The following is an 11,895-nucleotide window of genomic DNA, read 5'->3' on the forward strand; positions in this document are numbered from 1 at the left end:
CGTTCAGGAGGAGGTGGCCTGAGGCGATGTCGCCGTGACGACGGATGCATCGGCCAGCGCATGGACGCGGTCGGCGGAGTAACCGAGATCTTCGAGGATCGTGAAGGTGTCCTCACCGAGCAGGGGAGCGTGTCGGCTGAACGAAATCGGTGTGCGCGACATCGCGAACGGAGTGCGGGTGGCGTAATACTCGCCTTCGGTGGGATGTTCACGCTTGGTGATCAATCCCTGGTCCAGGACGTAGGCGTTCTCGTGTGCGTGGGCGAGATCGAGTAGGTCGGACGCGGGAATTCCCTGTGTCTGACACAAGTCCAACCATTCCCGCGTGGTCCGGCTCGGGACGGCCGCACGGATCGCCGAGAGAAGTTCGCCCATGTGGGTGTGGCGGTCGTTCACCGAGGCGTAGCGGGGGTTGTTCACCAGATCGGCGCGGCCGGCGATGATGAAGAAGTCGTTCCAGTTCTTCGCCGAGTACGGCATGATGCAGATCCAGCCGTCGGCCGTCTGGTGCGGGACTCGTTCCGGTGTCAGCACGCGCGCCCATCCGAAGTTCTCTTCCACGGGGACGAAGGTGTGGCCACCGAAGTGCTCGACGAGATTGAAGCCGATCATCGCGTCGACCATCGGCACGTCGACCTCCTGGCCGAGGCCGGTGCGGTTCTTCTCCATCGCGGCGGCGAGGACGGCGATGACGATGTAGAGCCCGACGACCTTGTCGGCGATGACGTATGGGGCATAACGAGGTTCTCCGTCGATGAGTTCCGCGAGTTTCGCGGCGCCGGACGCGGCCTGCACGATGTCGTCGTAGGCGGGGTAGTCCCGGAAGGCGGTCTCGGAGCCGTACGCCTGTGCGGTGCAGAGGATCAGTCCCGGATTGTTCTCCGAGAGTCGCTCGTAGGTGATGCCCAACTTCTGCCGGGAGCGCGGCCGTAGATTCGTCACCAACACATCCGCGTTGCGCACCAGATCGTCGAGGATCTCGCGGCCCTCCGCGGAGGCGAGGTCGATCGCGATGCTGCGCTTGTTGCGCTGAAGGTTGAGTGTCAGAGCGCTCATACCTTCATGGCGGCGGGCACCTATATCTCGGCTCATGTCACCGTCGAGGCTCTCGACCTTGATGACGTCTGCGCCCATGTCGGCGAGGGTTGCGGTGGCGAAGGGGCCCATGATCACGGTCGTCAGATCGATGACGCGCAGACCATGAAGAGCGCCGGGTGTGAGTTCCACTGAAACCTCTTTCGCTGCGTCAGAAAGCACTTCAAGGACTATGTCAGCCTGAGCAGTTTTCCGCAATAAGGGAGCGAATTACAGATATAAGTAAGATAGAGTGGTGGTGACCGCTCGGATGGAGCAGTGCCTGTAGGGAGAATGTGCCGTGATGCAATCAGATGACACCCTCAATGTTCGAGGCCGCAGTCGCCATCGAACCGTGGACCGCATTGCTGCGATACTCGAGCTCGTAGCCCGATCCCGCACCGGACTCACCTTGAGTGGGATGGCCAAAGAGCTCGACGCGCCGATTAGTTCGACGCAAGGTCTCGTCAACGGCCTCGTTGCGACGGGTTATCTCGAGGAGCACGAGCGACGGTACTCGCTCGGCAGTGCCCCGTATCTACTCAACCGCCTCGCCGGACGGCAGCCAGTCTCGACGGTCACGCACGCCGACCTCGAAGACGTCCACGCGAGTTCCGGCTTGACGACCGTGCTGTCGATCGCCGTCGGTCCGAACATCTTCTACGTCGACTACTGCTCTTCCGACCCAAAGTTCGCGTACCTCGCCGAGAATTACGTGAGGCGATCGCTCATCCGTACCTCCGGCGGCTGGATACTGCTTGCCGGGATGGAGAAGCGGGACCTCTGGGCGTACATCCAAACTCTGCCCGACGAGGATCGCGACACTGTCGAGCGGTTCTTCGCTGCCCTACCGGAGATCGAACAGACCGGAATCTGCGCCTCCCCCAACGAGTCGACCGACGGCGACGGTGTCTCGGTCGCGGTTCGTGAGAACGGCAAGACCGTCGCCGCCGTCGGAGTCATCGCACCACACACCGTGATCACGAAGGAGCGCGACAGGCTGGTCGCCCTCTTGGAGCAAGGTGCCCGGAGTTGGTCCGATCGCAGCGTACGACCGTAATGCAGCCGACCCGGGACACCGTGGTCAGCCGGCGAACTGCTTGCCGAGGAATTCGACGACGGCACCGTGCAGTTCAGCGCTGCGCGGAATGGCGCCGGTCATCCAGTACACGGCATGGACAAGGCCTTCATACAGTTCGACCTGCACGGGGACGCCCTGGTCGGCCAGCCTCCGGCCGTAGTCCACGCCCTCGTCCCGAGTGACCTCGTATTCGTTGAGCAACAGCAGGGTGGAGGGAAGCCCCGCCAGATCCGCGGCCTTGGCCGGGGAGGCGTAGGGATTCTCGGCGTCTTCCGGGGTGGCCAGGTACTGCTCCCAGAACCAGTCGATGGCCGCCGTGGTGACCAAGTACCCCTCGGCGTTCTCCTCGCGCGACGGGAATCGTGCCGTGCCGTCGATGACCGGATAGATCAATACCTGAGCGCGCAGTGCCGGGGCGCCGGTGTCGCGTGCCCGGAGGGCTGTGACCGCGGCCAGGTTGCCTCCGGCGCTGTCACCCATCACGGCTACGCGCGTGCCGTCGCCACCGAAGTCGGCTGCGTGCTCGACCACCCAGTTCAGTGCCGCGAACGCATCTTCGGGTGCGGCAGGAAACTTGTGCTCGGGAGCCAGCCGGTAACTCAGTGCAGCCACGATGACTTTCGCATCGGCGGCGAGCGCGCGACACGGCTGCTCGGTGACGTCGAGGCTGCCGGCGACCCAGCCACCGCCGTGGATGTACACCACGATCGGCAGAGGTGTTTCGGACTCCGGGATGTAGAGACGCACTGCCTGGTCGCCACCGGGGCCGGGGTAGACCGTGTCGACGACACGAGCGACGTCCGCGTTCGGTGCCTGGAGGTCGCTGAAGGACTCGACGACCCCACGGACTTCAGCAATGCTCATCTGCTCGAACGACTTCAGTCCCTGCTCGTTCAAAGTGTCTATCAAATTCTTGACCGCAGGATCGAGTGCCATGGTGTTCTCCTTCATGTCATGAGCAAGTCTGTTCAGCCGACAGGTGGAGCCACCCTATGGGTGCGTTCGGCGCGGGGAGTGTCCGAAAATCACACACGCATCCGCGCCCCCCGGCGTCACGGGCGTGTGTTTCACAATCGGACACGCCGACGCCCTGCGGTTCTAGTTTGATTCGGAGTGATCAACAGACGGCTGGAATTTCAGCGTCGCCGACAGAGAGGAACGGCAGTGAACGCGATTGCAGCGATCGAAGGAAGCGGTGACCATCGGATCCTGGTGTTGCACGGCTGGGCGCTGGACAGCAGCGTATGGCTCACCGCCCGCGCCCGGACGGATCAGTCCCGCTTCACCTACGCGTACCTCGACTTTCCGGGATACGGGGTCAACCGTCCCGAAGCACCGGCCGACGGAATCGACGGGATGGCCGCGGTCGCCCTAGACGCCGCCGATCAGCTCGGATGGTCGACCTTTTCCGTTCTCGGACATTCGATGGGGGGCACCACAGCGCTTCGGGTGGCGACCCTCGCACCTGAACGCGTGACCTCGGTCGTCGCACTGACGCCCGTCTCCCCGGCAGGTACCCGTCTCGACGAAGCGACCTACTGTTCCTTTGCCGGGGCCTGGGCAGACCCGGGTGCAGCCATCCGTGGCGCACTGGCACCATACATCGACGAGACAGATCTGAAGAACCTCGTCGACCGCAACCGCTCGACGATGGACCAGGCAACCTGGCAGTCCTACCTGAAGAACTGGACCAGTCCCGACTTCCTCGATCGGATTGGCACCTACGAAGGGCCTGCCACCCTGATCGTGGGTGAGAGCGACCCGTTCGTCACCGCCGAATATCTCGGGGACACGTTGGCGGCCTTGAAGAACGGGTACCTGAAGACCGTCAAGGGCAAAGCCGGGCACTACCCCATGGTGGAGAACGCTCCGGAGACGGTGGCATTGGCGGAGCAATCTCTGTACTGATCTGACCGGGACGCAATCCGGGTTCCGACTATGCCACGTTCGAATTACGAATCCAGGGAGGATTCTCACCATGTTGAATCACGTTGTGACGTTCAAATGGAAGCAGGACATCAGTGATGAGTACATTCAGTCCTTCCACGAAGCTCTGAGCGCAGTCTCGGAGAATATTCCGGAGGTCGTGGAATACCGTTACGGAAGGGATCTTGCCCTCAAGCCCGGCAGCGGCGACTACGCAATCTCCGCGACCTTCGAAGACGTCCCCGACTTTCGCACATACCTGGCACATCCCGATCATGTGCGCCTCGTCCAGGAATTCATTTCGGTGATGGCCGAATCGTATTCGTCCGTTCAGATCGAATTCGCCTCGCGATAGACGCGACGGGACCGTCGTTCGTCGAACGACGGTCCGGTCGACAGTGTCGCTCGTTTCCGAAAGTTGTGATCCAGTGGTGTATGTCGAACATACCGGGCAGGCCCCGTCACGTGGTGCCCTAAGCCTGGATCCACCGATAGGGGCGGGTCGGGTGATGGGTTCGGTTGTGGCCGTTGATGGGCTGTCAGGGGTGTGGGTGATCGCCCGACCGATGTGTCGGGTTGTTCCACTGGGTCTTTCGGGTCGGGGCCGGGGGTGGCCGGGCGGATTAGGTGACCTGGGGTCTTCGATGTCGGGTGTGGGTGAAGAGTTGGTTCCATTCGGATTCCCAGGGCCAGCGCCGCGGCAGGTGCAGGGTGAGGCGGCGGGCCGAGGACGCGATCCGCGCCGGGACCGAGATCAGGGTCCGGCGGATGGTGGCGGTCGTCGCCTTGGCCAGGCGGGCCCCGGTGAGGGTGGCGGCGGCGCGGGTGAGATTGAACGCCATCACCGCAAGCACCAGCCAGGCACTGTTGGCGGCGAACCGCCCCGACGGCAGGTGCGCGAGCGCGGAGTTCTTCAGGTCGGCGTGGACCTGCTCGATGATCGCGTGCCCGCGGTGGATCTTGTCCGCGGCCACGGTGTCCAGGACGGCGGGGTCGGTGGTGGTGAAGAACGCGTGGAACCGCCAGGCGTCGAACAACGTGCCCTGACCATCGGTGTGTTCCCGCAGGTCGGGGATGCGGCGCACCACCAACCGGCCCGGTGTCCGCTCGGAGGCGAGGCGGGTGAACGCGGTGAAGTCGATCTCGGCGACCTCGGCGCGGGAGATCCACCGGCCGGCCTGTTCGTCGTAGACGGCGTCGGTGTATTCGATCGGGGTCCACGCATCCTCGTCGATGGCGGCGATCGCCGCCTTCACCGTCGCGGTCATCCGCACCGTGACCGAGACGTCGGCGCCGGAGCGCAGTGCCGCGGACACGGTCGGGTGCCCGTAGAAGGCCGAGTCGGCCCGCACCAGCACAGACCCCGGTGACAGCTGCGGGCGCAGGCGGCCGAGTGTGGCGAGGGCGTCGCTGACCATCCGGGATGCCCCGCGTGGGGATCCGCAGCCGCCGCGGCGCAGGCGTTGGCCGACGATCACCGGTGCCCGCCCGTCGGTGGTGGCGGTGGCGATCAGCGCGTTCAACCCCGGACCCCCGTATATCCGTAGCCCGAACCCTGCTTGGCGTGCCCGTGCACCTCGACGATGGTGTCGTCGAGGTCGACGAGGATCCGCCCACCTGATTCGGGCCCACCGACCAGCGGTGTTCGTTCGGCCAGGCCTTGCAGGAATCGGGCGGCGACGGCGTCGAGTTGGCGGACGTGCCCGAAGGAGAACGTCCGCAGGAAGGAGCCCAGCGTCGACGGGGCGTACGGGCGGTCGAATACCGTGGGCATGGCGCCGTGCCGCAGCAGCGCCATGTCGTCGATGCTGTCGGCGCCGGCGACCATGCCCGCTACCAGTGCGGTCACCTTCCGGCCCGCGTGTGCGCCCTTGTCGGTGGGCAGCGTCAGATGCTCGTCTGCCAGGTCATCGAGGCCGCAGTCCTGAGCCAACCCCAGGACCGGGACCAGTCCGGCCGCGGCGAGGAGATTGCGGTCGTCGAACGCCGAGGCCGTCACCGGGTGGGTGTGGGATAGTTGCACCCTAGAGATGCCCTTCGTGTCGATCGAACTGGTTCTGTGAGAAGTCCAATTCTTTCAGCACGCAAGGGCATCTCGCCGTTTCGACTCACCTACCCCGACACCACATCGGTGGATCCAGGCTAAGTCGTCCCGTCTCGGTGCGTGACGACGCGGCTGCGTGGGTGGAGGCGTGGCCGGATGCCCGAATACTTCGCGTGAACGGTCGCGGTCAAGTCCGGCTTGTCGACAGACAACTGATGCTGGAACCGGCCGCCGATCTCTACTCCGAGCCTCCCGCGCGCGCCGTGTTGCTCGGCGTCTGTGGCACGGTCCACGAGTGGGCGGTGCGGGACGAGTTCCTCGCTGACGATTTTTCTGCGGGAACCGAGGTCGAGGTCGGTGACCTGCGCTCACACGGAGCACTCCTCGATGCTGCTGACGCCGACCGGTATGTCACAGCGTTGGCATTGCTGACGTGGCAGGGCGACGCCCATTTCTGCGCGCGGGATGGGGCGCCGTCAACGATCACCTCGGGTGGTTGGATGCGCGTGTGCACGGCGTGCGGCCGGGAGGAATATCCGCGTACCGATCCGGCGATCATTTGTCTGGTGCACGACGGGGCAGACCGAGTACTGCTGGCGCGGCAGGCGAACTGGCCGGCACGGAACTTCTCGACGCTGGCGGGCTTCGTCGAGGCGGGTGAGTCCCTGGAAAGCTGTGTGGCACGGGAAGTTGCGGAGGAGGTCGGTCTCGTCGTCTCCGATGTGGTCTACGTCGGAAGTCAGCCCTGGCCCTTCCCACGCTCCCTCATGCTCGGATTCCATGCCACGGCCGACCCTCGAGACGAGCTCGTCTTCATGGATGGCGAGATCGGCGAGGCTCTCTGGTGCACCCGCGCGGAGGTGCAGGAGGCTCTCGCTGCCGGGGATTGGACGAGCTCGGCGGATGCGCGCGTGTTGTTGCCCGGCGCAGTCTCGATTGCGAGGCGCATGCTCGAGGCCTGGGCACGAGCCGGTGATTGACGCTCTGTCTCGATCGGCACGGTCCCGTCATCGCCTGGCACTACTGCGGAAGGAACCGGCTTCCGTCGATTCCCAGGGCGCGCATTTTGCGGTAGAGGGTGGAGCGAGCTACCCCCAGGCGTTGCGCAGCCAGTAGTTTGTTGCCGTCGGTCTCGACGAGTGCCCTGAGCAACGCGTCACGCTCCGCCAATTCGAGTGACGTCGAGGCATTTCGGCGGCGTAGATCACCGTCGCGGTATCCGTCGGGCAGATGCTGCACTCCGATGTCGGAGCCCATCGACCGCAGGAGCGATGACGCCAGAACCGATTCGAGCTCTCTGACGTTTCCCGGCCAGTCCCGCGCGACCAGCAGTTGCAAAGCAGTGGGTTGCAGTCGCAGGCCGTTGCGGTCCGGGGAATGTTTACGTAGTAAGGCGACACTGATGTCGGCGATGTCTTCGGACCGAAGTCGCAGTGGATCGATCTCTATGCGGCGCATGAAGTGATCGCACAGTCGTCCGGCGGGGCCTTGACGGACCCCTTCGCCGGCGGTGGCAATGATGTGAGCGCGATTGTCGACGGCCTCGCTGAGGATCGCGCAGACGTTGGAGACCAGTTGTTCCGGCAGGAGATCGAGATGCCGGATGATGAGGGCTCCGTCGACCTTGTTCCAATTGACCAGTCCGGCAATCCACGCGTCGGGGTCGACGGAGGCGGTACCAGCGTCGAACACGGTGAAATGACCGTCGGCATCCTGCATCCGGTGGAGGGCGCTCGCGGCGAAGAACTTGCCGGCGCCGGGTTCTCCGGTGACGAGCACAGGTGCGTCGATCGCGGCGAGTCGCTCGAGTTCGGTCTGCAGTCGTTTCGTCGACAAACTGCGGCCGGGAATCTTGACAGTCTCCGTGCGTCTTTCGACGGGGGAGGCCGACGCCAATTGACGGGCGGACGACTTCTTCGTATCGCGGGGATGCGGCCGCATCTCGATGACGATACCCGCCGGCGTTCGGGCGTCTCCGACTCTACGTGCAGTTGCGGAAACCGTGACGTTGTCGGCGAGCCTGACTTCCCCGATGAACTCATCTCGGCCGGCCAGCATTCGGCATGCCCAATCCCACAGGAGCGCCTGGTCGGACGTGTCGATGATCTGTGCGGCCATCGGAGTGGTCATGATGACATCTTGATTCAAGGACACCACTGCAGAGGAGCCGCGTCGAGAGGCCTGCAGGAAGGACTGGAGAAGCAGTTGCTCGCGATCGGAGGACTCGGCGTAGAGGCGCGACTGAATTTCGCGAACTGCTGATTGCGCCAGGGCGCCCATCAACGCGTTGGAGTCCGACAGGTTGGAGGTGATGTCGAGTATCCCCTCCACGGTGCGGGTGATCGGATGGACGATAGGAACACCGACGCACGCCAGGCTCTGCAGCGCCTCACGGAAGTGCTCACCACCGCTGACTTGGAACGGTCGTCGCTCCTCCAACGCGGTGCCGATCCCGTTGGTGCCGGTGTCCTCCTCGGCATAGCGGAAACCGGGTGCCACATAGGCGCGGTCCAAACGCGCTCGCAACCCTGCGTCACCCGCCCTGCGGTCGACGATCTGAGCGGCGGAATCGGCCAGCAGGATGGTTGCGGGGGCGTCCTGCAGGTGTAGGACGAGGTTGTCGATCACGGGATCGGCGGCTCTCCTCAACCGGCTGTCACGATCGACGTCCGGCGTGTAGGGAAGGTCGCCATCGCCGGACGAGACGCCGATAACTTCACACCGCCGCCATGACGCCTCGATCTCGGGTCGGAGGGTGCTCAACTCCTGGCTCTCTCGTGATGGCGCTGATGTCCAGAATCGTTCACGTTCGTTCAATGGCTCGCGGCCCGCCTTGTCGATACTCATAGCCACCTTACATCACTGGTCAGGGGGTTTTCCGAGCTGACCCTCCTTGCAATGTAACCTGGCTCACATCTGTGGGTGTGTCCCGTTTTGCTACAGTCCGCTCGTTGTACCGGACCTGGTGGGGATGACTGCAACGTTGTGGTCGCGACCATCGGAGACTGTGCTCGCCTGGTCTGTCGATGTGGGCTGACCTGTGTTTTCCCGATGCTGTCGTCTGATGTCGGCTTTGTCGATCTTGCCCATTGCAGTCTTGGGGATCTCATCGACTCTCACGAAACGATCGGGCAGCCAGAATCGGGGAAGTGTTGTCGCCAGGAACGTCCGGAGCTCCTCGTCGGTCACGTCGGCGTCCAGCCGGATCCACGCGAGGGGGCGTTCCTGCCATGTGTCGTCCGGTATGGCGATGACGGCGGCCTCCGAGACAGACGGATGAAGCATGAGCGCATTCTCGAGGTCTATCGAGGAGATCCACTCCCCACCGCTCTTGACGAGGTCCTTTTCGCGGTCCTTGATCTGCAGGCCGGCATCTGGGTGAACGGTCGCCACATCGCCGGTGCGCAGCCAGCCGTCTCGAAAGCTGTCCGGCGTTCGTGGATCGTCCAGGTATTCCCGGGCGACCCACGGCGAACGTACTTCCAGTTCGCCGACGGTCTGACCATCCCAGTGTTGCGGTGAGCCGGATTCGTCCACGACTCGGAGCTCGAACAACGGCAGTGGCCTGCCCTGCATCGAGCCGCCGGGGGAGAAGGTGCCCATCGGAGATGTCTCGGTCATTCCCCATCCATTTACGACGCGGGCGCCTTGCTCAGCCCACCACCGCGCCAGCGCGACCGGCGGCACCTGCCCTCCGAGCCACATCGTCTTCAGCTCCGAGAGGTCGTAGCCACAGTTTCGGCGTAGGTGCTCGTCGCGCATGAGGGCGGCGACCGTTGGCGAGCCGACGAAGGTGTCGGGCCGTTCGCCATGGATCAAGTCCAGGAAACGCTCGGGTGTGGGGTGCGGTCCGGGAAGCACCAGGCGTGCGCCCTGAAGCGCCGCCGCGTAGGGGACACCCCAGCCGTTGACGTGCGACATTTGGGTGGCGAGCAGGTAGGCCCGCTCCGCGTCGATCTCGACTCCGCCCTTGGTGCTGATCGCCATGGCATGGAGCACGATGCTCCGGTGGCTATAGACCACGCCCTTGGGCGACCCGGTCGTGCCCGAGGTGAAGCAGATCGACGCCGCAGTGTTTTCGTCGATCTCCTGGAAGGACCCGTGGGTGGATGCGCGTGAAACGAACTGGTCATAGGGAATGACCTGGTCGAAGTCATCGATCGCACCGGGTTCGCCCACCACGACGAGGTGACGAACCGTGGGAAGTCGGCCACGCATCGCCTCTACCGACGGGAGGAGATCCTCGTCGACGATCAGAACCTCATCTGAAACATGGTTGATCGTATAGGCCATGTGTTCGACTGGCATGCGGTGATTTACCGTGTGCAGGACGGCCCCGAGCGCTGGAACCGCGAAGTATGCCGCCAGGTGCTGACGGGTATTCCACGCCATGGTTGCGACTCGGGACCCGCGTTTCACGCCGATCGATGCGAGCGCACCGGCCAGATCCCTCACGTCGGAGACCAGGTCCCGGTACGTGAAACTGCGAACCCCGTCCGAAGTCCAGGCCGTGTTGATCCGAGCGCCATTCACGTTCTCGGCGCGCCACAGCAGCCTCGCCACCGACAATTGACTACTCATCATGAGCCCATCCACCGGTCCTACCGCCTTTCATCAGATTGCTCCAAGTCGGGTCCTCGATGGATGCCAACTCTGCGACCACGTAATAGGCCGATCCTGTACCTCCCGTCGGGCACAAGGTGTCCTATAACGAGTCATCGCTCGCCCCAACGTGGTGTTGCATTTTCGGACATTCGCTTGATCACTCAGCCGACAACAGTGGTAGAAACGCGGGTTTGAAATGCCGAGCCCGAAACGACTCCGAATCTAAAGGGGCACAACCATGACCGAATACACGCTGCGAACCATTGTCGACGGTTACTCGTACCTCGAGGGCCCCCGCTGGCATGACGGACGTCTCTGGTTTGCGGACTTCTACACCCACACCGTGAATGCCGTGAACGCCGACGGCAGCATCGAACTTGTCGCGACGGTCCCGCACCAACCCTCTGGGCTCGGCTGGCTGCCGGACGGGCGGCTGCTGATCGTGTCGATGAAGGACCGCAAGGTGCTGCGTCAAGAGTCGGACGGCACACTCGTCGAGCATGCCGACATCCGCGACCTATGCGGTGGCCACGCCAACGACATGGTCGTGGACGCCCAGGGAAGGGCCTACGTGGGCAACTTCGGATTCGACCTCATGGGTGGGGCGCCACACGAGCACACCACTGTCGTCCTCGTCGACACCGACGGAAGCGCCTCCATCGTCGCCGACGGACTGTCATTCCCCAACGGCATGGTCATCACTCCCGATGGTTCAACCCTGCTGGTCAACGAATTGTTCGGCAATCGGATCTCGGCATTCGACATCCACCCGGACGGCACGCTCGGCGAGCGAATCGAATGGGCCGGCTACGGAGACCTCGGTGCCGAGCCCGACGTCGGCACACGACTCGAGGCCGCCACGATCGTGCCCGACGGTCTGACCCTCGACGCCGAAGGCGCCGTGTGGATTGCCGATGCCGCGAACAACCGAGCGGTGCGGATCGCCAAGGGCGGCGAAATCCTCGACGAGGTCAGCACCGCACCCGACGGGGTGTTCGCCGTTGCGCTCGGCGGCGACGACGGACGCACCCTGTTCTTGTGCGTCGCACCGAATTTCGACGAGACCGAACGCACCGCAACCCGTCTGGGGCGCATGCTCGCCACCGAAGTGGACGTACCACACGCCGGCCGCCCCTGACCCTCCGGATCCCGCTGTGGAACCCTC

General features: G+C 64.1%; 9 protein-coding genes and 1 pseudogene. 5 read left to right on the forward strand and 5 right to left on the reverse strand.

What is annotated here, in order from left to right:
* Positions 1 to 3 precede the first annotated feature (3 nt).
* On the reverse strand, positions 4 to 1,227 hold the full coding sequence (locus tag WKC72_RS19885) for a CaiB/BaiF CoA-transferase family protein (RefSeq protein ID WP_128638337.1): 1,224 nt from the start codon (positions 1,225 to 1,227) through the stop codon (positions 4 to 6).
* A gap of 151 nt (positions 1,228 to 1,378) precedes the next feature.
* On the opposite strand from WKC72_RS19885, the gene WKC72_RS19890 reads away from it, so the two are divergent.
* Positions 1,379 to 2,134 (forward strand): IclR family transcriptional regulator, encoded by a 756-nt coding sequence (locus WKC72_RS19890; RefSeq protein ID WP_112298461.1) that lies wholly within the window; start codon positions 1,379 to 1,381, stop codon positions 2,132 to 2,134.
* Positions 2,135 to 2,158: 24 nt separating this feature from the next.
* Here WKC72_RS19890 and WKC72_RS19895 read toward each other — a convergent pair whose 3' ends face one another.
* Complete coding sequence (locus WKC72_RS19895) at positions 2,159 to 3,091, reverse strand: alpha/beta hydrolase (RefSeq protein WP_370178577.1); 933 nt, start codon at positions 3,089 to 3,091, stop codon at positions 2,159 to 2,161.
* Between the two features lie 228 nt (positions 3,092 to 3,319).
* Here WKC72_RS19895 and WKC72_RS19900 point away from each other — a divergent pair, with 228 nt between their 5' ends.
* Together WKC72_RS19900 and WKC72_RS19905 are read left to right on the forward strand one after the other, a co-directional pair.
* A complete protein-coding gene (locus WKC72_RS19900; protein ID WP_370178579.1) occupies positions 3,320 to 4,063 on the forward strand; it encodes an alpha/beta fold hydrolase in 744 nt (247 codons plus the stop codon).
* Between the two features lie 85 nt (positions 4,064 to 4,148).
* Positions 4,149 to 4,436 (forward strand): Dabb family protein, encoded by a 288-nt coding sequence (locus WKC72_RS19905; protein WP_370178581.1) that lies wholly within the window; start codon positions 4,149 to 4,151, stop codon positions 4,434 to 4,436.
* A gap of 268 nt (positions 4,437 to 4,704) precedes the next feature.
* Here the strand turns inward: WKC72_RS19905 and WKC72_RS19910 are convergent.
* Positions 4,705 to 6,104: pseudogene (locus tag WKC72_RS19910) on the reverse strand (IS1380-like element ISRop1 family transposase).
* A 104-nt stretch (positions 6,105 to 6,208) separates the two neighbouring features.
* Between WKC72_RS19910 and nudC the strand changes: the two are divergent.
* Entirely contained in the window at positions 6,209 to 7,105 is an 897-nt protein-coding gene (gene nudC, locus WKC72_RS19915; RefSeq protein WP_370184412.1) for an NAD(+) diphosphatase, read from the forward strand.
* A 40-nt stretch (positions 7,106 to 7,145) separates the two neighbouring features.
* On the opposite strand, the gene WKC72_RS19920 is transcribed toward nudC, so the two are convergent.
* Together WKC72_RS19920 and WKC72_RS19925 are read right to left on the reverse strand one after the other, a co-directional pair.
* Positions 7,146 to 8,972 carry a sigma-54-dependent Fis family transcriptional regulator gene (locus tag WKC72_RS19920; protein ID WP_370178583.1) on the reverse strand — a complete coding sequence of 609 codons (1,827 nt, stop codon included), beginning with the start codon at positions 8,970 to 8,972 and terminating at the stop codon, positions 7,146 to 7,148.
* Positions 8,973 to 9,062: 90 nt separating this feature from the next.
* A complete protein-coding gene (locus WKC72_RS19925; protein WP_370184414.1) occupies positions 9,063 to 10,709 on the reverse strand; it encodes a long-chain fatty acid--CoA ligase in 1,647 nt (548 codons plus the stop codon).
* A 259-nt stretch (positions 10,710 to 10,968) separates the two neighbouring features.
* On the opposite strand from WKC72_RS19925, the gene WKC72_RS19930 reads away from it, so the two are divergent.
* Complete coding sequence (locus WKC72_RS19930) at positions 10,969 to 11,868, forward strand: SMP-30/gluconolactonase/LRE family protein (RefSeq protein ID WP_164060902.1); 900 nt, start codon at positions 10,969 to 10,971, stop codon at positions 11,866 to 11,868.
* Positions 11,869 to 11,895 lie beyond the last annotated feature (27 nt).

Source organism: Rhodococcus wratislaviensis, assembly GCF_041228765.1.
Taxonomy (GTDB): domain Bacteria; phylum Actinomycetota; class Actinomycetes; order Mycobacteriales; family Mycobacteriaceae; genus Rhodococcus_F; species Rhodococcus_F wratislaviensis.

Coding starts and splice junctions, on each gene's coding strand:
- WKC72_RS19895 (WP_370178577.1), bottom strand. CDS start 3,091: ATGGCACTCGATCCTGCGGTCAAGAATTTGATAGACACTTTGAACGAG.
- WKC72_RS19890 (WP_112298461.1), top strand. CDS start 1,379: ATGCAATCAGATGACACCCTCAATGTTCGAGGCCGCAGTCGCCATCGA.
- WKC72_RS19920 (WP_370178583.1), bottom strand. CDS start 8,972: ATGAGTATCGACAAGGCGGGCCGCGAGCCATTGAACGAACGTGAACGA.
- WKC72_RS19925 (WP_370184414.1), bottom strand. CDS start 10,709: ATGATGAGTAGTCAATTGTCGGTGGCGAGGCTGCTGTGGCGCGCCGAG.
- WKC72_RS19930 (WP_164060902.1), top strand. CDS start 10,969: ATGACCGAATACACGCTGCGAACCATTGTCGACGGTTACTCGTACCTC.